Origin of the sequence: Ornithinimicrobium pekingense DSM 21552, from assembly GCF_000421185.1 — a bacterium.
Classification (GTDB): domain Bacteria; phylum Actinomycetota; class Actinomycetes; order Actinomycetales; family Dermatophilaceae; genus Ornithinicoccus; species Ornithinicoccus pekingensis.
The window spans coordinates 414,211-437,684 of record NZ_ATWJ01000008.1 but is presented as its reverse complement, the minus strand read 5'-3'; the positions used below and the strand labels follow the sequence as shown (position 1 = coordinate 437,684).

The 23,474-nt window shown below is 72.2% G+C and carries 19 protein-coding genes and 1 tRNA gene; 8 read left to right on the top strand and 12 right to left on the bottom strand.

Translation table 11 applies throughout. The features are described from left to right. Genes K330_RS19875 through K330_RS0107385 form a run of 4 tightly spaced genes read right to left on the bottom strand, consistent with a single transcriptional unit; the run spans position 1 to position 4,283 of the window. Positions 1 to 1,407, bottom strand: coding sequence for an FtsW/RodA/SpoVE family cell cycle protein (locus K330_RS19875; RefSeq protein WP_022921204.1), 1,407 nt, complete (start codon positions 1,405 to 1,407; stop codon positions 1 to 3). Next, positions 1,398 to 2,936 (bottom strand): PP2C family protein-serine/threonine phosphatase, encoded by a 1,539-nt coding sequence (locus K330_RS24525; RefSeq protein ID WP_022921203.1) that lies wholly within the window; start codon positions 2,934 to 2,936, stop codon positions 1,398 to 1,400. Before K330_RS24525 ends, K330_RS19875 begins: the two co-directional genes overlap by 10 nt. 3 nt (positions 2,937 to 2,939) lie before the next feature. Further along, on the bottom strand, positions 2,940 to 3,407 hold the full coding sequence (locus K330_RS0107390) for an FHA domain-containing protein FhaB/FipA (RefSeq protein ID WP_022921202.1): 468 nt from the start codon (positions 3,405 to 3,407) through the stop codon (positions 2,940 to 2,942). Next, on the bottom strand, positions 3,408 to 4,283 hold the full coding sequence (locus K330_RS0107385; RefSeq protein ID WP_022921201.1) for an FhaA domain-containing protein: 876 nt from the start codon (positions 4,281 to 4,283) through the stop codon (positions 3,408 to 3,410). Positions 4,284 to 4,488: 205 nt separating this feature from the next. Here K330_RS0107385 and K330_RS0107380 point away from each other — a divergent pair. After that, positions 4,489 to 4,572, top strand: a tRNA-Leu gene (locus tag K330_RS0107380). A 57-nt stretch (positions 4,573 to 4,629) separates the two neighbouring features. On the opposite strand, the gene K330_RS0107375 is transcribed toward K330_RS0107380, so the two are convergent. The 6 genes from K330_RS0107375 to K330_RS0107350 form a co-directional block, all read right to left on the bottom strand. Continuing rightward, positions 4,630 to 5,040 carry a GNAT family N-acetyltransferase gene (locus tag K330_RS0107375; protein ID WP_022921200.1) on the bottom strand — a complete coding sequence of 137 codons (411 nt, stop codon included), beginning with the start codon at positions 5,038 to 5,040 and terminating at the stop codon, positions 4,630 to 4,632. Positions 5,041 to 5,115: 75 nt separating this feature from the next. Further along, the gene (locus tag K330_RS0107370) at positions 5,116 to 5,601 is read right to left on the bottom strand and encodes an SRPBCC family protein (RefSeq protein ID WP_022921199.1); all 486 of its coding nucleotides are present in this window, start codon (positions 5,599 to 5,601) and stop codon (positions 5,116 to 5,118) included. After that, the gene (locus tag K330_RS0107365; RefSeq protein WP_022921198.1) at positions 5,562 to 5,930 is read right to left on the bottom strand and encodes an ArsR/SmtB family transcription factor; all 369 of its coding nucleotides are present in this window, start codon (positions 5,928 to 5,930) and stop codon (positions 5,562 to 5,564) included. The genes K330_RS0107370 and K330_RS0107365 overlap by 40 nt, the downstream gene beginning before the upstream one ends. A gap of 120 nt (positions 5,931 to 6,050) precedes the next feature. Beyond that, on the bottom strand, positions 6,051 to 11,702 hold the full coding sequence (locus K330_RS22570; RefSeq protein ID WP_169448516.1) for a peroxidase family protein: 5,652 nt from the start codon (positions 11,700 to 11,702) through the stop codon (positions 6,051 to 6,053). 245 nt (positions 11,703 to 11,947) lie between these two features. Further along, complete coding sequence (locus tag K330_RS22565; protein WP_022921196.1) at positions 11,948 to 13,180, bottom strand: alpha/beta hydrolase; 1,233 nt, start codon at positions 13,178 to 13,180, stop codon at positions 11,948 to 11,950. Between the two features lie 95 nt (positions 13,181 to 13,275). Beyond that, positions 13,276 to 13,593, bottom strand: coding sequence for a GNAT family N-acetyltransferase (locus K330_RS0107350; protein ID WP_022921195.1), 318 nt, complete (start codon positions 13,591 to 13,593; stop codon positions 13,276 to 13,278). A gap of 68 nt (positions 13,594 to 13,661) precedes the next feature. Between K330_RS0107350 and K330_RS0107345 the strand changes: the two genes are divergently transcribed. From K330_RS0107345 to K330_RS19845, 7 genes are all read left to right on the top strand, one after another. Continuing rightward, a complete protein-coding gene (locus tag K330_RS0107345) occupies positions 13,662 to 14,048 on the top strand; it encodes a DUF2237 family protein (RefSeq protein ID WP_022921194.1) in 387 nt (128 codons plus the stop codon). A 52-nt stretch (positions 14,049 to 14,100) separates the two neighbouring features. Then, positions 14,101 to 14,469 (top strand): hypothetical protein, encoded by a 369-nt coding sequence (locus K330_RS22560; RefSeq protein WP_022921193.1) that lies wholly within the window; start codon positions 14,101 to 14,103, stop codon positions 14,467 to 14,469. A gap of 34 nt (positions 14,470 to 14,503) precedes the next feature. After that, the gene (locus K330_RS0107335; protein ID WP_022921192.1) at positions 14,504 to 15,424 is read left to right on the top strand and encodes an exodeoxyribonuclease III; all 921 of its coding nucleotides are present in this window, start codon (positions 14,504 to 14,506) and stop codon (positions 15,422 to 15,424) included. A 62-nt stretch (positions 15,425 to 15,486) separates the two neighbouring features. Next, a complete protein-coding gene (locus K330_RS0107330; protein ID WP_022921191.1) occupies positions 15,487 to 16,428 on the top strand; it encodes an ABC transporter ATP-binding protein in 942 nt (313 codons plus the stop codon). Between the two features lies 1 nt (position 16,429). Further along, positions 16,430 to 17,602, top strand: a complete 1,173-nt coding sequence (locus K330_RS0107325) for an ABC transporter permease (RefSeq protein WP_022921190.1) — start codon at positions 16,430 to 16,432, stop codon at positions 17,600 to 17,602. Then, entirely contained in the window at positions 17,599 to 18,771 is a 1,173-nt protein-coding gene (locus K330_RS0107320; RefSeq protein ID WP_022921189.1) for an ABC transporter permease, read from the top strand. The genes K330_RS0107325 and K330_RS0107320 overlap by 4 nt, the downstream gene beginning before the upstream one ends. A 1-nt stretch (position 18,772) precedes the next feature. Next, positions 18,773 to 19,558: a methyltransferase domain-containing protein gene (locus K330_RS19845; protein WP_022921188.1), complete on the top strand. Its 786-nt coding sequence runs from the start codon at positions 18,773 to 18,775 to the stop codon at positions 19,556 to 19,558. A 144-nt stretch (positions 19,559 to 19,702) separates the two neighbouring features. Here the strand turns inward: K330_RS19845 and K330_RS0107310 are convergent, their stop codons facing one another. Then, entirely contained in the window at positions 19,703 to 21,727 is a 2,025-nt protein-coding gene (locus K330_RS0107310) for an ABC transporter ATP-binding protein (protein ID WP_022921187.1), read from the bottom strand. Continuing rightward, positions 21,724 to 23,451, bottom strand: a complete 1,728-nt coding sequence (locus K330_RS0107305; RefSeq protein WP_022921186.1) for an ABC transporter ATP-binding protein — start codon at positions 23,449 to 23,451, stop codon at positions 21,724 to 21,726. The genes K330_RS0107310 and K330_RS0107305 overlap by 4 nt, the downstream gene beginning before the upstream one ends. Positions 23,452 to 23,474: the final 23 nt, after the last annotated feature.

Sequence of the window (23,474 nt, the reverse complement as noted above, 5' to 3'; positions counted from 1 at the left end):
TCAGCGGACCTCCCGGGTCCGGGTGGTGGCCTCGTCCTTGGCGGAGCGCTGCTGCTCGGCGCGCCGCTCGGAGACGGGCCGCCGGGCGTGGTCGCTGATGCGCAGCAGCAGCGCGACGATGATCCAGTTGGCCAGCAGCGAGGAGCCTCCGGCGGACAGGAAGGGCGTGGTCAGGCCGGTGAGCGGGATGACCCGGGTGATGCCGCCGACGATGACGAAGACCTGCAGGGCGAGGGTGAAGGACAGGCCCGCGGCGAGCAGCTTGCCGAAGCCCTCGCGGGCGCCGATGGCCGTGCGCAGCCCGCGCTCGACCAGCAGGGCGTAGAGCATGAGCATCGCGAACAGCCCCACCATGCCCAGCTCCTCGCCGAAGCTCGCGACGACGTAGTCGCTGTTGGAGAAGTAGGTGATGTAGGGGAAGCCCTCCCCCAGCCCGGTGCCGAAGATGCCGCCGTGGGCAAGACCCATCAACCCCTTGGCCACCTGGTCGGACTGGTCGGGGGCGAAGGGGTCCAGCCAGAGCGTCACGCGCCGCTGCACGTGGTCGAAGAGCTGCCAGGCCAGGATCGCACCGCCGACGAAGAGGGTCAGGCCGATGACGATCCAGCTGGTCCGCTCGGTCGCGACGTAGAGCATGGCGACGAAGAGGCCGAAGAAGAGCAGCGAGGAGCCGAGGTCGCGCTGGAGCACCAGCACCATGACCGAGAGCATCCACGCCACGAGGATGGGACCGAGGTCGCGGGCCCGCGGGAGCTGCAGCCCCAGGATGCGCCGGCCGACCAGCGACAGCGCGTCGCGGGTGCTGACCAGGTAGCCGGCGAAGAACACGGTCAGCGCGATCTTGGCGAGCTCGCCGGGCTGCAGGCTCAGCCCGCCGACGCTGATCCACAGCCGCGAGCCGTTCACCTCCCGGCCGATGACCGGCAGCATCGGCAGCAGCAGGAGGACGAAGCCGAGCGCCATCGCCAGGTAGGTCCACCGCTTGAGCACGCGGTGGTCACGCACGAGCAGGAGCGTGCCGGCGGCCGCGGCCACCGCGAGCCCGGTCCACAGCAGCTGGCGCGTGGCCACCGAGCCGGTGCCGCCGCCGAGGTCGATGCGGTGGATCATCACCAGGCCCAGCCCGTTGAGGAGGGTGGCGACCGGGAGCAGGAGCGGGTCGGCATACCGCGCGCGCCAGCGCAGCACCAGGTGCAGGCCCAGCGCGGCCGCGCCGAGGATGCCCAGGTGCCACCACAGGTCGGGGGGCAGCTGCTCGCGCACCGCGAGCTCGACGTTGACGTAGGCGAGCCCCACGATGAGCAGGGCGAAGACGGTCAGCGCCAGCTCGACGGTGCGACCGCTGCGCACGCGCAGGCTGGTCACGGTCGAGGGGCTGGGGTTGGCGGTGCCGGCGCTCACGGGCATCCCTCCGGGTAGAGGACCTGCACGGTCGGGCGGGCGTCGTCCGCGGTGGCGGCGACGGAGTCGTCGGTGGCGCCGGCGGAGTCGTCGCCCAGGCCCACCCCGGCGTCGAGGGGATCGCGCAGGCCACCGGCCCCGGAGGTCGCCGGCTCCCCGGCGGTGGCGGTGGCGACGGCGTCGTCCGCGCCGTCACCGGCCGCGCCCGTCGGCACCGGCAGCGCGGCGCGGGCGGCCTCGTCGGGGTCCAGCGTGACGGCGACCGCACCCGGGGGGACCTGCGAGGTGCGCGTGCCGTCGGGCAGGACGACGACGGGGACGCACCGGCCCTGCGCGAGCTGGCGCAGCTCGGTGACGATCGTCTCGGCGCCGGCCCGGTCGTCCGCGGACAGCGTGCGGCGGACCTGGTCCTGGTAGAAGGCGGGCAGGGCGTCGACGCGCAGGTCGGTGAGGTCCTCGGCCGTGCTCAGCGAGACGGGCCCGAGGTCCTGGGAGACGCCGCGGTAGATCGTCACCACGCCGTCCTGCTCGCCGACGAAGTACTGCTGCTGGCTCCAGGCCCACGCCCCCCAGCCGGCGGCCCCGAGCACGACGACGAGGGCCGCGGCGACCAGGGAGCGTCGCAGCCAGCGCAGCACCGGGCTGGAGGGACCCTCCTCGGCGAGCACGGGAGGGTCGGCCAGGGTGGTGCCCGTGGCCTCCCGGGTGAGCTGGGCCGCCTTCTCGGCCGGGGTCAGCTGGCCGATGGTCTGGGCGCGGCGCCGTTCGCTGGCCGCCCCGACCACCTGCGGCTTGGTGGTGCCCTCCCGCGCGTGCACGAGGTCGGCGACGACCACCGTGACGTTGTCGCGGGTGGCGGCGCGCAGCGCCACCTGCACCAGCTCGTCGGCCACCTGCCCGGGGCTGCGGTCGTCACGCCGCAGCAGCTCGGCCACCGTGTCCTCGGCGACGTAGTCGGTGAGGCCGTCGCTGCACAGCAGGAGGCGGTCGCCGACGCGCAGCTCGCGCAGCGACAGGTCGGGAGTGTCCTCGGGACGGCCCGTCAGCACCCTGGTCACCAGGGAGCGCTGCGGGTGGTGCTGGGCCTCGTCCTTGCTGATCCGACCCTCGTCGAGCAGCTTCTGCACGAAGGAGTGGTCCTTGGTGATCTGGGTGAGGCGCCCGTCGCGCAGCAGGTAGGCGCGCGAGTCGCCGATGTTGGCGACCGCCAGCTTGGTGCCGGTCCGCATCATCGCGATGCAGGTCGTGCCCATCCCGTCGGAGTCGGGGTAGACCTCCATGACGTCGGCCAGGCGGGAGTTGGCCTCGTCCAGCGCGCGCTCGAGGATGTCCAGGGAGTCGTCGGCCCCGTGCGACTCGCCGTCGAGGTGGACGAGCTCGCTGACCACCAGGGAGGAGGCGACGTCGCCCGCGGCGTGCCCGCCCATGCCGTCGCAGAGCACGAGCAGCTCGGGCCCGGCGTAGGCGGAGTCCTCGTTGCGGGACTTGCTGCCGAGTCCGACGTTGGTGCGGGCTGCGTAGCGGAGGGCGACCATGGGTCAGCGGCGCAGCTCGAGGACGGTCTGGCCGATCCGGATCTGTGCACCCGGGTCGAGCCGCGCCCCCTCGTCGATCTTCTGGCCGTTGACGATCGTGCCGTTGGTCGACCCCAGGTCGTCGACGTACCAGGCGTCGGCGCCCGGGTAGATGCGTAGGTGGCGGCCGGAGGCGTAGTCGTCGGTGAGCACCAGCGTGCACTCGGGGTTGCGGCCGACGAGCAGGCCGCCCTCGTGCAGCGGCACCGAGGTGCCGCGCAGGCTGCCCTCGGTCACCACGACGTGCGTGGGGACGTTCTTGCGCGTGCGGCGGTCGCTGCGTGACTCCCGGGAGCGGGTCGGGCCGGCGTTGCGCGAGAGGACGCGGGTGCCGTAGAGGTCCCCGCGCAGCACGCCGACCACCGAGAAGACGAACGCCCACAGCAGGACGATGACACCCAGGCGGATGAGGTTGAGGGTCAGCTCACCCATTCACCCCTCCAGCCGGAAGATCAGGCTGGAGCGACCCATGGTGATGCGGTCGCCGTCGCGCAGCTCCTCGTCGCCGACCTGCTCGCCGTTGAGGTAGGTGCCGTTGGTCGACCCGAGGTCGCGCAGCAGGACCTGCAGGTGGGGCCCGTCGTGGCTGATGCGCACCTCCGCGTGCCGGCGCGAGACGCCGGGGTCGTCGACGACGACGTCGGCGGAGTCGTCGCGGCCGATGGTCGTCACCGCGGCCGAGAGCGGCACGGCACGGCCGTCGACGTCCAGGACGGGACGAGGTCCGCGTCCCCGGGGGGTGCGGCCGGCGGGCACCTCACGCGTCGCGCCCGCCTGCGGACGGGGCTCGGGCCGGGGGCCGGCCTGCCGGTCCGGACGGTATACGGCGTGCTCGTCGCGGTCCCGGCGCTCCGGGGCGGGCCGGGGCTGCGGGGCGTGCTCGCGGGGTCGGGCCTCAGAGGAAGGGCGGGCGCTGGCGGAGGCGCGACCGGCCCGGCCGTCCTTGGCGGCCGGACGCACCCGGAAGATGCCGGTCTCGAGGTCGTCGCCCGAGACGAGACGGACCTCGAAGGGGCCGGGCGCCACGTAGCGCTGGGCGTCGGCGTGGTCCTCCGCGGCAGCCACCAGCTCGTCGGTCAGGGCCGAGGAGTAGGACGAGAGCCGCTCGTAGTCGGTCTCGGCCAGCTCGATCGTGAAGACGTTGGGGACCATCGTGCGTCCCGGGCCCAGGACCGCGGCCCGGTCGTCCATCGCGCCCCGCATGGCCGAGGCGATCTCCACCGGCTGGACCTCGGCCTTGAAGACCCGGGCGAACGGCTGCTTGACGGCGCGCTCGAGACCACGCTCAAGACGGTCGAAGACTCCCACAGCCTCTCCTCTCCATTCCATCGAGCAGCGGACGAGCATGCGCCTTGCCCGCCGATCGTACTTGTCCGGACTGGCAGGACTCTGGAGGAAGGAGCGGCGGAGCGGCGACGGGTTCCCTTCTGCGCGCCGTCACGCGGGGACGTCGTGACCCTGTCTCGGTGATTTCGGCCCCACCGAGCCCCCGTGCTAGTCTTGCCCGGCACTCGCGCGAGTGGCGGAATAGGCAGACGCGCACGGTTCAGGTCCGTGTGCCCGAAAGGGCGTGGGGGTTCAACTCCCCCCTCGCGCACGCGATGTGATGACAGAAGCTCCCGGCCGGACGGCCGGGAGCTTCTGTCATGCTCCCTCAGTCGCGCAGGACCGTCCACATCCCGGTCAGGTCCGCGTCGTCCCAGCCCAGGCTCCGGTAGAGCCGGTCGGCAGCCGGCGTGGCGAAGAGCCCGACGAAGCAGTGACCGGGGGCCAGGTGCCGCACCTGCGCCGTCAGCGCCTCGACGATGTCGCGGCCCAGCCCGGCCCCCTGGTGGTCCGGGCGCACCACGACGTCCTGCACGTAGAAGTAGAAGGCTCCGTCACCGACGACCCGGCCCATCCCGACCAGCTCACCGCCGTCGTCATGGACGACCACCCCGCAGACCGAGCCGGCCAGCGAGGTCGGCACGGCGTCCCACCAGAACGCATCGCCCCAGCCCACCGACTCCGCCAGCTCGCGGTGCTCCTGCGGTGTGGGGGTGCGGGCGGTGATGGTGCACGACATACGAGGCCTTCCGGGGCGGGGGCGGGGCGGACCAGCGCAGTATGCAGCGCCGGCCACCTGACCTGGACGGGGGCGTCAGGCGGCGAGGAAGCCGTCGATCTGGTTGATGGCGGAGGTGGCGCCCTCCTCGACGCCCATGTCCAGCACCTGCTGCAGGGCCTCGGCCGAGGAGTAGGTCGAGGTGAAGACCGCACGGGTGCCCCCGTCGGCCGGCTCGAAGGAGTAGACGTTGTGCGAGACCGGCATGTCCGCCAGCGGCCGCAGGTCGGGGTCGGCGAAGCCGTCCTCGAAGGTGAAGCGGCGCGGTGCGTCGACCTCGCTGATCTGCCACCAGCCGCCGTAGCGCTCGCCGTCGGGGGCGGTCATGTAGTAGGTCATCCGTCCGCCGGCGCTCAGGTCGTGCTCGACGAACGTCGCGGGGTAACCCGGGGGGCCCCAGACCTGCTCGAGCTGCCGGGGGTCGGCGTAGAGCTCCCACACCCGCTCGACCGGTGCGGCGAACTGCGCGGTGATGGTCAGGGTCAGGGTGTCGGGGTCGGTGGTGAAGGCGGTGACGGGCATGGTCGGTCTCCTTGCAGGAAGGTGTCGATGCGGTCGATGCGACCGCGCCAGATGTCCTCGAGCTCGGCGAGCATCGAGGTGACGGAGCGGACGGCCTCGACGTCGCCGCTGGCGAGCTGCTCGCGCCCGCTGCGGCGCTTGGTGAGCAGGCCCGCCCGCTCCAGGACGGCGACGTGCTTCTGGACGGCGGCGAAGCTCATGTCGTAGCTCGCGGCGAGGGCGGAGACGGAGTGCTCCCCGGCCAGCACGCGGCGCAGGATGTCACGCCGGGTCCGGTCGGCGAGCGCGTGGAACATCGCGTCCGCGCGGTCCTCCCTCGTCCCGTCCACGCCACCAACATACAACCAATCAGTTGTATGTTGTCAAGGGGCACGTTGAAGGGCCCCGCCGCTGGGTGCGGCGGGGCCCTTCGGTCATGCCCTCAGGCGGTGCTCACGGAGCACCCGGCCTCACGGGCCGGCGGCCTCGGCGGCTGCCACCGCGGCGGTCGGGTCGGAGGGGTACGTTTCGACCGTCCCCTGGTCGTCGGTGTAGGTGACGACCACCCGGATGTAGCGGTTCAGGTCACCGTCCTGGACCGTGTAGCCCAGCTGGTTGGTGCCAGGGGTGACCCTGGTGGCCACGGTCACGACGCCGGACGTGAAGGCGGCGTCGGTCGCCGTCTGCCACTCGTACGTCATACCGGCCTCCACGGCCTCCTCCAGCCCGTCGGCGTCCGAGAACGGGCTCGGGACGATCGACTGGCCCACCCGCGGCGAGGTGTTCGACAGGGTCAGCCCCGTCGGGTCGTCGTTGATGTTGACGACCGCCAGGTTGGCCAGGTCGGGGTCAGCCTCGCTCCCGACCACCGGGGACACGACCTGCCGCAGCACGCCGTTGTCGTCCTCGAAGGTCACGACCAGCCGCAGGATCGCGCCTGCGTCACCGTCACCGGGCGTGAACGTCTGCTGCCAGGTGTTCGTCCCGGCCACCCGGGTGACCGGGCCGCCCTCGGTTGAGGACGGGTCCCAGGCCTCGGCGACCTCACCGGCCTGCCAGGAGAACCGCATGCCGCGCGGGGTGGTGACCGACGGGTCCAGGGTGACCGTGGCCGTGATGGCCGCGTCCTCCGTGGGCGGGTTGGTCTGGCCCGTGAAGGACACGGTCCCCAGCGAGGGGCACGGCGTGAGCTCGGTGGAGAGCTCGAAGCACCCACCGTCGCCGAACTGCAGCATCTCGATGTTCACCAGGATGTCGGCACCCTCGGACTCCTCGAACTCCGCTCCACCGATGTGGACGACCTCCCAGTAGCCGTCAGGCAGCTGGTTGATCTCGTAGTTCGGGGCGCCAGCCTCGTTGACGAAGGGGTCGACGTAGACCGCGGTGTCGATGTCACCCTCGGCCGACTCGTCCACCAGCTCGCGCACGATGTCGATGTCACCGGGGTTGATCGCACCGGAGAAGACCCGAGCCCGCAGCTGGGCCGCGCTGGAGAACCGCTCGCCCGTGGGGACGTGCACCAGCTGGACCCGGAGCGCCTTGTCACCGTCGATGAAGTCGTCACCGAACCGGCCTTCCATGATGTCGTCGCCGGCACCACCGAAGAGCAGGTTGGAGACCCCGTCGGTGTCCTGGAGCAGCGGGTTGTCCGACCGGACCCGCATCGAGTAGTCCTGCTCGTGGCCCGCCGGGCTGAGCAGTTCGCGCAGACCGTCGACCAGGTCGAGGTTCTCCGGGTCCATCTTGTTGACGGCGTCGGCGTCGAGGTCGTCCGGGGCTATGCCCAGACCACGGATGACGTCGTCACCGCTACCACCGGACAGCGACTCCACCTGGGTGAAGCGGTCCCGGATCGCCGTGACGTCCGGGGGCTGCAGCAGGTTGAAGTTGAGGTCCGCGTCGACGCCCGTGCTCGTCCCGTCGTAGGTGACGTAGTCGAAGCCGAACATGCCGTGGTACCTGTCCGTGCCGCCGGAGGTGGCGACCATGATGTCGTCACCGCCCTCGGCGTCGTGGTCGTCGGAGCCGGTGCCGCCGATGAGGACGTCGTCGCCGCCGTCCACGTCGTTCTGGAACTGCTGACCGTTGTCACCCATCAGCAGGTCCGCGTGCGGGCCGCCCTCCATCCAGTCGTCTCCCTCGTTGCCGAACGGGTTGTCCCGCCCGGTGCCACCGATGAAGATGTCGTCACCGGTGCCGAAGAAGCCGGTGGCTCCGTCGGAGTTGTCCGAGGGCTTGGCCACGAAGTCGTCACCGGCCCCGGCGAGGAGCAGGTCGATGCCGGGTCCGCCGTCGATCGCGTCGTTGCCGTCACCGCCCTTGATGTTGTCGTCGCCGAAGGCGTCGGTGAGGATGTCGTGACCCGGGCCGCCGACGATCGAGTCGTTGCCCGACCCGCCCTCGATCCGGTCGTCGCCGCCGTAGCCCCACAGTGCGTCGTCACCCTGACCACCGCGGATGCGGTCGGCCAGCGTCCGGTTGCCGTGGATCTCGACGTGCTCGTCACCGTCCCAGCGCCACGTGCCGTCCGCCATCTGGGTGAGGCCGGCCGGCAGCGGGGTGGGCAGGTTCTCCAGGTCGAACGTCGGCTCCTGCGAGCGGAAGATCTCCGCCGGCAGCAGCGAGGCGTCCGTGTTGCGCTGGATCAGCGAGGAGAACGAGTTGGCCTCGAGCGCCGCGAACAGCTGGTTGCCCTGGTTGCGGAACAGGTAGTAGAACCGGTCACCGAACTGCAGGTCCTCCAGCTGCTGCTCGAACACGTAGTTGAACGTGCTGCCGAGCATGCCGCCGAACGGGTCGAGCGCCTCCGCGAGACCGCCGACCCAGAAGTCGACGTCCTCCAGACCGGTGGTGCTCAGGCCCGACTGGTTGGCCCAGTCGCCCGTGCTGGTCATGAACGCCACCGCGTCGGCCGGAGCCTCCTGCGGCGGGAACAGCGCCTCGACCTGCGCCAGGGTGGTGTCCGACACCGCCCCGGGGCCGCCGAGGATGACCACCCGGCTGGGCTGCAGGCGCAGGAGCTCCGCCTGGACCGCGGCCGGGACCCCGGTCGTCTGGATCAGCAGGATCGGCGACTGCCGCAGCCCCGCGGGGGAGCCTGCGGCCAGGGCGTCCGGGAAGTTGGACCCCGTGGAGAGGTAGACCGTGCCACCGGGGGTGGCGAAGTCCTGGCTCACCGCGACGCTCGTCTCGTAGCGGTTGGTGCCGTTCAGACGGGTCACCGTCGCGCCGGAGACGAGCGACTGCAGCTCGGTCATCACCGCGTCGCTGACCGCGCCCGGCCCACCGAGGACCGTGATCTGGCTGGGTGCCAGACGCTGGAGCTGACCCGCGATGGCCGCCGGCACGCTGTCCGGACGGACCAGGAGCAGCGGGGCGCCCGCGGCCGCCGCGGCGGCGCTGCCACCGAGGGCGTCCGGGAAGGTCGCACCGCTGGCGATGTAGACCCGGTCCACGGCCGAGGCGTCGGTGAAGGCGCCCGCGACCACGGCGGCCGCCGTGCCGTACCGGTCGGTGCTCGACCGGCGCTCGACGATCGGTGCGTAGGTCCGCAGCGAGTTCTCGACCTGGGTGCTGACTGCACCCGTGCCACCCAGAACGACGACCTTCTGCGGCGCCAGCCGCAGGATCTCGAGCACGGTGTCGGCCGGGATGGCGTTCTGCTGCACCAGCAGGACCGGGCCACCCTCGTAGGCGGCCGCGGGGCCACCCGCCAGGGCGTCGGGGAAGTTGGTGCCGTTGGCCACGTAGACCGTGTCGGCCGAGGTGAAGCTGGCCGCGCTGATCGCCGCGGCGGTCGCGTAGCGGCTGGTGCCCGCGATCCGCTCCACCATGTCCATGGTCGGCGTGCCGTTGACCAGCAGGTCGGCGGCGGCGCGCTTGGCGTCCAGGGTGGGGGCGTCGACGATCGACGGGTGCTGGCCGTAGGCCGCGACGAAGTTCACCAGCGAGCTGGTGCTGTCACCGCGCCCGAAGTTCTCGCCGTTCTTCAGCGACAGACCGAAGTCGCGCCAGCTGGAGTAGGGCTCGAGCTGCGGGTTGCCGCTCTCGGCGAAGAAGGTGCGGCGAGCCTGCTGCAGACCCGGCACACCGGTGTCGCGACCGCGCAGGATGTTGATCGTCGCGAGGTCGAGCGGCAGGCCGAGCAGGTTGTTGCGCAGCGTGCTGGTGACCAGCTCGTCGACCTGGTTGGCGACCTGGTTGGTCGTGCCGTTGACGATCGCGCCGGCCGCCTCGTCCGGGGTCAGCAGGTCGGCCTCGGCGCAGCCGTTGTTGATGTCCGGCTGCACGCGGCAGTGGAAGGCCACCGGGTTGAGGAAGCCGTCGAGCAGGCTGGCCGACTCCGCCCCGAAGCCCTCGCGCAGGATGTCCTCGGTCAGCATCGAGTGGCCGAACCGGTAGACCACGTGGGCGAACTCCGCACGGATGGCGGCGTCGATCGTGCTGTCGTAGGCGTTCTCGTTGAACACGACGGCGTCGATCTGCGGCTGCACGGTCCGCGCGAACTCCTCGAACACGAGGTGCTGGTACTGCATCTCGTTGGCGAAGCGGGCGGCCTGGAAGACACGCTCGTTGTAGCTCCAGTCGTCGGCCTCGCCGCTGGTCTGGTACCTGGCCTGCAGGTCCGGGTTGGCCGCGAGGACCTCGTTGACGTGGTCCACCAGCCGGTTGTGCTCGCTGTGGAAGACGTGGTGCACGGCGGTCAGGCCGATGTTCTCGTTGCCGCGGCCGTCACCGGTGATGAAGTGCTGCCCCAGGGCCACGTTGTCGTAGCCGGGGATCAGTGGGCAGTCGCCCTCGGTGCACGTCGGGTCCGGCTCCGGGGGAGCGGGCGTCGCGCCGTGGGCGATGTCGTCCAGGAACGACTGGTTGAGCTTGATCGCCTCGGTCGACGCGACCGGTGCGGAGGGGTTGCCCTCCACCGAGCCGGACTCCGTGATGAGCTGCGGGAAGCCGTTGTCACCCGGGATGAAGTTGCCGTAGAGGTCCACCCCGACCTGCGGGACGTTGAGGACGTTCTCGTCGAGCAGGTCGATACCCAGGACGGTCCGGGCCTGCTCCTGCACGTCGTCCCAGGTGGCCAGGCCACCGTTGTCGCCGTCGAGCAGGTGTCCGGTCGCCTGCGGCCGGCCGTCCACGAGCTCGTACTCGCGGATGAAGACCTGGTGCGCCGGGTGGGAGGTGTAGGTCTGGTTCTGGTCGACCCACGGGGTGGTCCGGTTGGCGTGCTCGCGCACGTCGTCGGAGGTGCCGACGACGTTGTCGGGCCCGGCCTGGTTGGTGGCACGGCTCATCGCCAGCCAGCGCATGCTGGGCGGCGTCTGGGCCCACAGCGGGTCGTCCGGGCTGAGCGGCACGATGACCGCGTCGTCGGCGCTCTTCTCCACCAGGTCCAGCCCGTGGTCGAAGAACTGCCCGAAGAAGACGAACCACATGTTGACCGGGGCCGACAGCGCCTCGTCAGCCATCTGGTTGGGCAGGTAGAGCTCCCCGGTCACCGGGTCGATGACCGCACCCGGGTTGTTGGCGGCGGCGTCGGCCACCGTCGGGTTGTTGGTGCTGTTGTCGACGATCAGGTTGCTGATCTGCCGCGGCGAGGCGTCGTAGACGATGCCGTCGTGCTGCTCGTAGCAGGTGCCGGCGGGGTCCTCGCACATCGAGGTGTCACCGGCCGACGGCGCCTGTGCCGGAGCGGCCTCACCCTGGCGCCACCGGATCGGCAGCAGACGGGGCATGGTCTTGTTCGACTTGCCGATGGTGGTGTCGAACTCGATGTTGTTGAACGAGCCGTCGACGGTCCGCAGGCCGTGCGGCAGCTGCGGGTCACGGACGCACTTGCCGCTGGTGTCGGCGGTCGACTGGCACAGCAGCGAGTAGCTGTCGTCGCCGGTCTCGATCGCGTGGGCGTGCGCCTCGGAGATCTCGATCTGCTTGAGGATGAAGTCGAGGTCGCTGGGGATGAGCCGGAACGTCGGCTCGGTCTCGGTCGCCAGCGGCTCGAAGTTGAGGTGGTCGTCGGTGACCAGCGGCCCGGCGTTGCCGGCCGCGGCCGTGGAGACCACGACGGCGGCCGCGGCCCCCATCGCGGCGTGCTGGCGCCAATGACTTCGGCGCAGCGTCACTGCCAGTAGTAAGAGAAGGATCACGGCGCACACGGCACCCCAGATTGCAACCATTGAAGAAGCACCCCTGCTTGTGGTTGGTTCCCAGGCTCTTGCCAGGTAGGCCATTCATAGCGTGCGGCCCTCTACCACACAAGGCCCTGAGGGACGAAAATTTGACCGACACTTGACCTTTCCTTTGCCAAAGGTTGGTCAAAGGTGTTGCAGAGGTCACATTTCGGGGTGCTGACGCCCAGGCGACCGCCCTACGCACCCAGCGGACGGGTGCGACCGAGCACGGGCAGCGCCCGGGTGAGACGCCCGCGCCACCGCTCCGGCACGGAGGCGCCGGTGGCGGCGACGCCAGGGAGCTCTGGCGTCTCGACGTCGAGCAGGTCGTCGAACCAGCGCCGTGCGAGCCCCACCGCGGCGAAGGCCGTGCCCCGGTGGTCCACCGGGCCGACGTCGACCACCTCGGCGCTGCCGCCGCGGGCCCGGATGAGCCGGGCGGTCCGGGCGGCGTCCACCGGAGGTGCGTCGACGTCGCGGCTGCCCACGAAGAAGCGGACGGGGGCGACAGCGGCCACGTCACCGACGCTGTTGGCGGCCAGCCGCTGCGCGAACCATCCCTCCCCCGGGCCGATGAGGTCCTCGACCGTCTCGCGCGTGAGGACCTGCGTGGGGTCCCGGGGCAGCGCCTGCTCGATCTGCGCCATCCCGTGCGCGCCGTCCATCAGCAGGGGCAGCCGGCGGGCCCACCGCGGCCGCACGATGGAGGACAGCGGCTGGCGGTGCAGGCGGGCATAGGACGTGGCCAGGTAGGCCAGGTAGGTCGAGTGGTGGGCGGAGGCGCCCGAGAGGGTGTGCGGGCCGGCGCTCTCGAGCAGACGGTGCACGCCGGCGACGGATGCCACCCCGACGAGGTCCAGGTCGAGGTCCTCCGCCGTGGCCGACAGCGACTCCAGGGCGGCGAGCGAGGCGTGCCCGCCCTGCGAGAAGCCCAGCAGTGCGGTGCGGCGCGGCACCGCCGTGCCCGTCCGCTCCAGCACCTGTGGCAGGACCGCGAGCAGGTCGGTGACACTGGAGGCCTCGGTGGCGGCGTGCAGGTAGGGGTGGTGGCCGGTGCCGCTGCCCAGGCCCTGGTAGTCCGGGGCGGCCAGCGCGTAGCCCGCCCCGGCGAAGACCACCGAGGTCAGGACTCCCTCCAGCCGGTGCGGGGTGGACGGGACGTTGACCCGGTGGCTCTGCGTGGCGTGCTGGTAGCAGACGACGGCGTGCGGCTCGGCGCCGACCGGGGTCGCGACCAGCGCGGAGGCCACGGTGGGACGCCCGTCCGGACCGGCCGTCACGTAGAGCACGCGGCGCAGGGCCACACCGTGCCGGATCCCCAGGTCCCCGAGGCCGAGCAGGCGCAGCGCGGTCCGGGCCGCGGGCAGCGGGAGCCACCGCAGCCTGGACACGACCGGCAGACCGACCGGGTCCGCCCTCCCTGCCTTCATCGATACAGACGCGCTATCTGGTCACGGTGCGCCCGGCCCGTCACCGCTGTCAAGGGCTGCGCAGCACCGCCCTCGGGAGGGTGCGCGCCGGGGCGTCAGGAGCGTGGGATCGCCTGCAGCATCGCGGGCGTGGCCCGGTCCAGCAGGTCGGCCCACCCGTCGTGCTTGCGCACGTACCGGCGGACGTAGGGACAGACGGCGACGATCCTCAGCCCCTCGGCCCGCGTGGCCTCCAGCGCTCCCCGGACGAGGGTGCCGGCCAGGCCCTGGCCGGCGTGGCCGTCGTCGACCTCCGTGTGGAAGAAGACCCGCCGGCCGTCGACGTCGACGAAGCGGGTCAGCCCGACCGGCTCACCCTCCAGCGTGATCTCGTAGCGGTCCGGCCCCGACCTCCTGCTCACCTCGGTCTGCATGCGTCCACCCTGCCACCACCCTCCCGCCGGCGGCACCCGCGGAGGGCCGATCCCTGCCATGATCGAGCATGCGCAACGTGCTCGGACGGGAGCTGGAGGAGTGCGGCAGCGACCCGGTGACGGGCTTCACCAGGACGGGCCGCTGCGAGGTCACGCCCGAGGACGTGGGGGTCCACGGCGTCTGCGTGGTCATGACAACCGACTTCCTGAGTCACCAGACCGAGCTCGGCAACGACCTGGTCACCCCCCGCCCCGAGTGGGGCTTCGCCGGGCTGCGCCCCGGGGACCGGTGGTGCGTGGTCGCGGTCCGTTGGCTGCAGTCGGCCCGGGCGGGGCACGCCGCTCCCGTCGTGCTGGCGAGCACCTCCGACGCGGTGCTCGGCGTGGTGCCGCTGGAGCTGCTGCGCAGGTATGCCGTGGACGTGCCCGACGACGCGTCGCAGCTGCTCGAGTGAACAGCGGGCGGCTGGACTTGCCGCCGTGCTCCCCCGCGGGCACGGTGGGGGCATGACCGACCAGCCCGAGGACCGCCAGCCGATCACCTACGACGAGGACATCCAGGCCCTCGACCTCGACGCCGAGCAGCAGGAGCGGGCCGAGAACGACCTCGAGATGCCCGAGTCCGTCGACGACGTGCCATGGACCCCGCCGGAGCAGCGCCCCATGGGGGCCGAGCTCCTCGACGACGGCGACGACTCCGAGGGCGAGACCATCGACCAGCGGGTGATGCAGGAGGAGCCGGAGGCCGGCACCGCCTACGGCGCGCCGGAGACCGGCACCCAGGAGCGCGCCGAGCGGGGCGAGACCGAGATGGTCGGCGGCGACGACCCCGACGCCATCCCCGCCGACCGCGACGTGCTCGAGGGCCCCGCCTGACGCTGCGTCGCCCGGTACCGCATACCCTCGGCCGGTGCTGCGCATCGCGACCCTGAACATCAACGGCGTCCGGGCCTCCCACCGGCGCGGCTTCGGTGACTGGCTGGACACCCGGGGGTGCGACGTCGTCACCCTGCAGGAGGTGCGGGCGCCGATCGACGCGCTGCCCCCGCAGGCCTTCGGCGACTACCACGTCGTCTACGAGCCGGGGCAGATCCCGGGCCGCAACGGGGTCGCGGTCCTGACGCGCCGGCGGCCCGTGGCGGTCCGGACCTGGGACGCCGAGGTGCTGATGCGGGCGCCCGGGGAGGAGCACCTGCACACCGAGCCGGCGCCCGACGAGGTGCCGCTCGCGCGCGGCCTGGGCCGGTACGCCTCCGAGGGCCGCTACGTCGAGGTCGACCTCGCCGAGGCGCCGGTGACCGTCGCGAACCTCTACCTGCCCAAGGGCGGCCTGCCGGCGCACCTGCAGGTCCCGTCGCGGATGGGTCGCGACAAGCCCGACGGTGGCGCGCGCTACGAGCGCAAGATGCACTTCCTGACGGCCTTCGCCCGGCACCTGTCCCGGACCCGGCGCGCCGCGGCAGCCCGGGGCCGGCACTTCCTGCTCACGGGTGACCTCAACGTGGCCCACACCCGGCTCGACGTGGCGAGCTGGCGACGCAGCCAGACCTCCGAGGGGTTCCTGCCCGAGGAGCGGGCGTGGATCGCCGCCCAGCTCTCCCCGCGCACGCTCGTCGACGTGGTCCGCGCGCTGCACCCGGACGTCGAGGGGCCCTACTCGTGGTGGAGCTGGCTGGGCAGCACCTTCGAGCGCGACGCCGGCTGGCGCATCGACTACCAGCTGGCCACGCCCGGGCTGGCCCGCACCGCGGTGCGCGCCGAGGTCGACCGGGACCACCGCGGCGTCCGCCTGTCCGACCACGCGCCGGTGGTCGTCGACTACGACCTGTGATGAACCTCTCTGTCACCGGGGAGCCGGAGGCGCTAAGGTCGGGACGAGGAGAGGGGGCGAACGTGGCGGAGAAGGTGCTGGGCGCACAGGGCCTGGTCAAGAGGTTCGGGCCGGTGACCGCGGTCGACGGCGTGAGCTTCGAGATCGCCGCCGGTGAGACGTTCGGCCTGCTGGGCCCCAACGGCGCCGGCAAGACCACGACGATCTCGATGGTCGCCGGCCTGCTGGTGCCGGACGCGGGGAGCGTCACGGTGGCGGGGGTGCCGATGGGCGGCTCGTCGGTGGAGGCCAAGCGGCACATCGGTCTCGTGCCCCAGGACCTGGCGATCTATCCCGACCTGTCGGCGCGGGCCAACCTGGAGTACTTCGGGCGGCTGCAGGGCCTGCGCGGCTCCACGCTGCGGCAGCGGACCGCCGAGGTGCTCGAGCTCATCGGGCTCGCCGACCGCGCCAAGGAGCCCAGCAAGAAGTTCTCCGGCGGGATGAAGCGCCGGCTCAACATCGGGGTCGGGCTGCTCCACCGGCCCACGCTGCTCATCCTGGACGAGCCGACCGTGGGCGTGGACCCGCAGTCCCGCAACTCGATCCTGGAGTCGATCGAGGCCCTGTCGGTGGAGGGCATGGCGGTGCTCTACACGACCCACTACATGGAGGAGGCCGAGCGCCTCTGCGACCGGATCGCCATCATCGACGACGGACGGCTGCAGGCCGAGGGCACCCGTGACCAGCTCATCGAGCTCACCGGTGGTGTGGACACGATCCGGCTCACCGGCTCCGGGTCGCTCGACGCCGGTGCCGCTGCGGTGGAGCAGATGCCCGCTGTCCGACGCGTGGTCCGCGACCACGGCACGCTCGTCCTCACCGTCTCCAACGCACCCACCGCCATCGCGCCGATCGTCAATGCCGCGACGGGGGCCGGGCTGTCGCTGGCCGACGTGGAGATTTCCCGACCCGACCTGGAGTCGGTCTTCCTCCACCTCACCGGCAAGGCGCTGAGGGACTGACGTGCCACGCCTGCTCGTCATGGTCGGCACCGACCTGCTGCGCCACCTGCGCAACCTCTCGGCGCTGATGTATGCCGTCGTGGTGCCCCTGGCGCTGATCTACGTCATGAACCTGCTCATCGGCAGCGTCGACGAGCTGGAGATCAACCCCGTCACCGTCGCGGTGGCGGTGCCGGAGGGTGACGAGCTGGCGGCCGTCCTGCCCCAGGTGCTCGAGGCGGCCGGGGAGGGACTGGACCTGACCGTGCGGGCCGCCCCGGCGGAGGAGGTCGTCGGGCTCGTCGACGACGGCTCCGCGGGCGTGGGCGTCGTGGTGCCGGAGGGCTTCGGCGCCGACCTGGTCGCGGGGGCCGGCCCCCAGGTGCAGGTGACGCTGGCCGACGGGCTCGGTCTGGAGGGGACGGTGGTCACCTCGATCGTCGACGGTGCCCTGGCCGACCTGACCGCCGGCACCCGCACCGCGGCCGCAGCGGCCACCCTCGGCGTGCCGCCGACCGAGCTGCCCGGGATCGCGCGCTCGCTGCAGGAGACGACGGCCCCGGTCACCTGGCGGGAGGGTGAGGCGGCCGACGAGCAGCTGACGCTGTCGGAGAACATCGTGGCCGGGCAGGCCGGCATGTTCCTCTTCTTCACGGTGGGCTTCGGGGTGCTGGCCCTGGTCGAGGAGCGCGAGCAGGGGACGCTGCGCCGGCTGCTGTCGATGCCGGTGCGGCCGTGGACGGTGGTCGCCGCCAAGGCGCTCGGCAGCTTCGTCCTGGGACTGCTGTCTATGGGGGTGCTGCTGACGGTGTCGAGCCTGCTCTTCGACGGCGTCGAGCTCGGCTCCCCCGTGGCCGTCGGCGTGCTGGTGGTGCTCATGGTCGCCGCCGCGACGTCGCTCACCTTCGTCGTCGCCACGGTCGCGCGGACCGCGGAGCAGGCCAACATCGCCCAGTCGATCATCGCGATCGCGCTCGGGATGTTCGGCGGGGCCTTCTTCCAGCTCAACCTCAGCGGGCCGCTGGGGGCCCTCCTGCTGGCCAACCCGGTGACCGCCTTCGTCCGCGGGCTAGGGATCACGGCCGGAGGGGGCGGGGTGGGCGACCTCGGGGTGCCGGCCCTGGTGCTCCTCGGCTTCACCGCCGTCTGCCTGCTCGCCGCGTGGCTCCTGCCCGGGCGCAAGGAGCTGCTGTGAGGACCGGGGCGGTGCTCGCCATCACACTCGTGGAGATCCGTCGCTTCCTGGCGGACCGCTCCAACATCTTCTTCGCGTTCGTCTTCCCGCTGGTGCTCGTCCTCGTCCTCGGCATCCAGAACTCCGGCGACCAGCCGGCGGGCCGCGTCGCCGTCGTCGGCGACGACTCCTCGCTGCAGGCCGCGCTCGTCGACGCCCTGGCCGGCTCGGACCTGGAGGTCGAGGAGACCGACGCGGAGACGATGCGCGCCGACGTGGCGCAGGGCCGCCGTCAGGTGGGGGTGCTGGTCAGCCCGGAGGCCGCCCGGGCCTTCGACGACGGGGATGCCGTCGAGCTGGAGATCGTCACCGGTGGCCAGACCGCGGCGCTGGCCGTCGCCCAGGTCGTGCGGACCGCCGCCGCCACGGCGATGCTGCGCGGTGGGCAGGAGACGGTGCTCGCCGGGACGGGAGCCACCGAGCAGGAGGTCGACGAGGCGCTCGCCGGGGCCGACGAGCGCATCGCGCCCGCCTCCCTCGCGGTCCAGGACACCAGCGAGGTGGCCCAGGAGTTCAGCAACGTCACGGGGATCCAGCTGGTCGCCGGCAGCATGCTGCTGCTGTTCACCTTCCTCAACACCCTGGCCGGGGGTGCGGCGACCCTCATCCAGGCCCGCCGCGACGGCATCGTGCGACGCACGCTGGCGGCGCCGGTGACGGCGGGCCAGGCGATCACCGGCATCGCGCTGGGCCGGCTGGCCATCGCCGGGTTCCAGGCGGTCTACATCGTGGTCGCCACCCGGCTCCTCTTCGGGGTGGACTGGGGCGACATCGCTGCCGTCACCGTCCTGCTCCTGCTCTTCGGGCTCGTGGGGGCCGGCCTGTCGATGATCCTGGGCACCGCGTTCGACAACGAGGGCACGGCCACCGGGCTCGCGGTGGGGCTGGGCCTGGTCCTGGGCGCTCTGGGCGGCACCATGTTCCCGCTGGAGTTCTTCCCCGACACCCTGCGCAGGGTCGCGCACATCACCCCCCACGCCTGGGGCTACGAGGCGATCGCGCAGATCCAGCGGCACGGGGCGGGCGTCCTCGACATCCTCCCCCAGCTCGGGGTCCTGGCCGGGATGGCGGCCGTCACCCTCCTGCTCGGCAGCTGGCTGCTGCGCCGCAGCCTGTCGCGGGCGATGTGAGGTGACGGACGGCGGGGCGCCCTTCGACGCGCACGCCGCCGACTGGCGGTCGCACACCTCCACGCCCTGGGGACGGGTCCGGTATGCGGTGGTGCGGCACGTCCTGGCCGACCACCTGGGGGACGTGCGGGCCGGTGCCCCGCGCCGCTCGGTCCTCGACGTCGGAGGAGCCGACGGCCTGGACGCCGCGCCGCTGGCGGCGCTCGGGCACGACGTCGTGGTGCTGGACCCTGCGGAGGGCCTGCTCGCCGACGCGGCGGCCCGGGGTCTGAGCGTGCGCTCTGGAGGCCTGGACGACCTGCCGGGCGTTGACCCCGTGGACGCCGTCCTGTGCCACTACGTCCTGCAGTACCGCCCGGACGAGGTCGCCGACGTGGCGCTGCTCGCGGGGGCGCTGCGGCCGGGCGGGCTGCTCAGCGTCGTGCTGCCCAACCCCGCCCACCGGGTCCTCATGGCCTTCCTGAGGCAGGGCCCGGAGGCGGCGCTGGCGCAGGTCGACGCCCCGACGGCGCGGACGGTCACCTTCGGCACGACCGTCCGCGCGGTCTCGTTGGAGGACACGCTGCACGCCGTGCACGCCGCCGGCCTCGAGGTCGTGGAGGTGTTCGGGCTGCGCATCGCCGGTGACCTGATGCTCGACAACGCTCCCAAGTCCGACCCGGTGTTCTACGCCGCCTGGGAGCGACTCGAGGTCGAGCTGTCCCGCAGGGAGCCCTTCTGCCGGCTGGGCCAGTCCTTCGGGGTCCTCGCCCGCCGTCCCCCGGCCCTGACACCCGCCCCCTCCTGACCGGGGACGCGGCGCGTACGCCAAACCCGCGACCGGGGACGCGGCGCGTACGCCACACCCGCGACCGAGGACGCGGCGCGTACGCCACACCCGCGACCGAGGACGCGGCGCGTACGCCATACCCGCGACCGGGGACGCGGTGTGTCAGCCGACCTCGACGGCGTCGGCGCTGTCCACCTCCACCGCGGCGCCGCGGAACTGCGCCGCGTGCAGCCGGGCGTAGGCACCGCCGGCCTCGAGCAGCTCCTCGTGCGTGCCCTGCTCGACGATGCGCCCCTGCTCCATCACCAGGATCAGGTCGGCGTCGCGGATGGTGGACAGCCGGTGGGCGATGACGAAGCTGGTGCGGTCGGTCCGCAGCCGGGCCATCGCCTCCTGCACGAGCAGCTCGGTGCGGGTGTCGACCGAGGAGGTGGCCTCGTCGAGGATGAGCAGCGAGGGCTGGGAGGCGAAGGCCCGGGCGATGGTGATCAGCTGCTTCTCACCGGCGGAGACGGTGGACCCCTCGTCGTCCAGGACCGTGTCGTAGCCCTCGGGCAGGTGCTGCACGAACCGGTCGACGTAGGCGGCCCGTGCGGCGGCGAGCACCTCCTGCTCGGTCGCTCCCGGCCGTCCGTAGGCGATGTTGTCGCGGATGGTGCCCTCGAAGACCCACGCGTCCTGCAGCACCATCCCGATGCGCGAGCGCAGGTCCTGCCGCGTCATCGTCGTGATGTCCCGGCCGTCGAGGGTGATGCGGCCGCCGTCCAGCTCGTAGAACCGCATCACGAGGTTGACCAGGGTGGTCTTGCCCGCACCGGTCGGCCCGACGATGGCGACGGTCTGCCCGGGCTCGGCGACCAGCGACAGGTCCTCGATCAGCGGCTCGGGCCCGTAGGAGAAGACGACGTCCTCGAACTCGATGCGGCCGCGCGGCGCCCGCACGGGGGCGGGGTCCACCGGGTCGGGCAGCTGCTGCTCGGCGTCCAGCAGCTCGAAGACCCGCTCGGCCGAGGCCACCCCCGACTGCATGAGGTTGGCCATGCTCGCCACCTGGGTCACCGGCTGGGTGAACTGCCGGGAGTACTGGATGAAGGCCTGCACCGACCCCAGGCTGAGCTGTCCGCTCGCCACCCGGAGCCCGCCGACGACGGCCACCAGGACGTAGCCGAGGTTCCCGATGAAGAACATCGCCGGCATGATGATGCCGCTGACGAACTGCGCCCGCCAGGTCACGTCGTAGAGCTGGTCGTTGGTCTCGCGCATCGCGGCGGTGACCTGCTCGCGCCGGCCGAAGACGGTCACCAGCTCGTGCCCGGTGAAGGCCTCCTCGACCTGCCCGTTGAGCGTGCCGGTGTGCGCCCACTGGGCCTTGAACAGCTTCTGCGACCTGGAGGCGATGGCGACCGTCACGAGCACCGACACCGGGATCGTGGCGAGGGCGATCAGCGTCAGGGTGGGGCTGATCCACAGCATCATCGCCAGGATCGCCAGCACGGTCACCAGGGCGTTGAGCAGCTGGCCGAAGGTCTGCTGCAGCGTCTGCTGCAGGTTGTCGAGGTCGTTGGTGACCCGCGAGAGGATCTCGCCGCGGGGCTGCCGGTCGAAGTAGGACAGCGGCAGCCGGTGCAGCTGGTCCTCGGCCTCGCCGCGCAGGTCGCGCACGGTCCACATCGAGATGCGGTTGACGATGCGGACCGAGACCCACATCAGCAGGCCCGCACCCAGGTAGAGCGCGATCACCTGGCCGATCACGACCGCCAGGGCACCGAAGTCGATGCCCTGGCCGGGCACGAGGTGGGGCGTGCCGGCGACCAGGTCGGCGAAGGTGTCCTGGCCCTCGGCGCGCAGCCCCGCCACGACGTCCTCCAGCGGCACCCCGGCGGGCAGGTCGCGCCCGAGGAAGCCGGCGAAGACGATGTCGGTGGCCCGCCCCAGGACGCGCGGTCCGAGCACCCCGAGGACCACCGAGACCAGCGTGAGCCCGACGCTGGTGCCGATGAGCGCACGGTATGGCGCGAGGCGGCCGAGCAGGCGCCGCGCGGACGCGCGGAAGTCTGAGGGCTTCTCCACGGGGGCGCCGAAGCCGTGCGGCCCGCCGCCCGGGCCGCGCCGGGGCGCCGGGGGCGGTGCCGCCTGCGGCCGCTCGTCGCCTGCCGCGGCCGGCCGGTCCTGGTCGCGCACGGTCATACCGCCACCGCCTCCTGCGAACGGACGATCTCGGCGTAGGTGTCGTTGCCGCGCACCAGCTCGTCGTGGGTGCCGACACCGACCACCCGTCCCTGGTCGAGGACGACGATCTGGTCGGCGTCGATGATCGTGGACACGCGCTGCGCCACGGTGATGACCGTGGCCTGCCGGGTCAGCGGGCGCAGCGCGGCGCGCAACCGGGCGTCGGTGGCCAGGTCGAGCGCGGAGAAGCTGTCGTCGAAGAGGTAGATCTCCGGCCCCGCCACCAGCGCCCGGGCGATGCAGAGCCGCTGCCGCTGCCCGCCGGAGACGTTGGTGCCGCCCTGGGCCACGGCGTGCTCCAGCCCCTCGGGGAAGGCCCGCACGAAGTCCTCGGCCTGGGCGACCCGCAGCGCCTCCCACAGCTGGGCGTCGGTGGCCTCGGGGTTGCCGAAGCGCAGGTTGGAGGCGACGGTGCCGGAGAAGAGGTAGGGGCGCTGCGGCACCAGCCCCACGCGCGACCACAGGTCGGCGGGCGCCAGGTCGCGCACGTCGACCCCGTCGACCAGGATCTGCCCGCCGGAGACGTCGGCGAGCCGTGGCAGCAGCCGCAGCAGCGTCGTCTTGCCCGAGCCGGTGCCGCCGACGACCGCGGTCGTCGTGCCGGGGCGGGCGGTGAAGGTGATGTCGTGGAGCACGGGCGCCTCGGCACCGGGGTAGGTGAACCCGGCCGACCGCACCTCGACCACGCCCCGGACGTCGCCGACGGCCACCGGTGCCGTGGGCGCGACGACGCTGGTCGTGGTGCCCAGGACGGCACCGATCCGCTCGGCCGAGACCGACGCGCGGGGGATCATCGTGGCCACCATCGTCGCCATCATGATCGACATGAGGATCTGGATCAGATAGCTGATGTATGCGGTGAGCGAGCCGACCTGCATCTCGCCGGCGTCGATGCGCTGGGCGCCGAACCAGATGACGCCGACGCTGGAGAGGTTCATCACCAGCATGACGAAGGGGAACATCATCGCCATCAGGTCGCCGACCCGCAGGCCGACGTCGGTCAGCTCGGTGTTGGTCCGGCGGAACCTGGCCCGCTCGTCCTCCTCCCGGGTGAAGGCCCGCACGACCCGGATGCCGGAGATCTGCTCGCGCAGGACCCGGTTGACAGCGTCCAGCCGGGTCTGCTGGGCCCGGAACAGCGGGACCATGGCGCGGATCACCAGCCCGACCCCGGTGAGCAGCACCGCGACGCCGACCACGATCAGCCAGGAGAGACCGGCGTCCTGGCGCACGGCCATGATGACGCCGCCCACCCCGGTGATCGGCGCGGCGACGAGCATGACCAGCGACATGAAGGTGAGCATCTGCACCTGCTGGACGTCGTTGGTGCTGCGCGTGATCAGCGTCGGTGCCCCGAACTCCCCCAGCTCGCGGGAGGAGAAGCTGAGCACCCGGTCGAAGACGGCCGAGCGCAGGTCGCGGCCCACCCCCATCGACACCCGCGCGGCGCCCCAGACCGCGGCGATCTGCGCGGCGGCCTGCACCGCGCTCGCGGCGAGCATGACCGCACCGACCCGCCAGATGTAGCCGGTGTCCCCCCGGGCGATGCCGAAGTCGATGATGTCGGCGTTGAGGGTCGGCAGCCACAGGCTGGCGACGGTCGCGACGAGCTGGAGCCCGAGCACCAGGCCGACCAGCGCGGCATAGGGCCGCAGCCGGGCGCGGAGCAGTTTGCGGAGCACCCGTGCATTCTGCCCCCACGGGC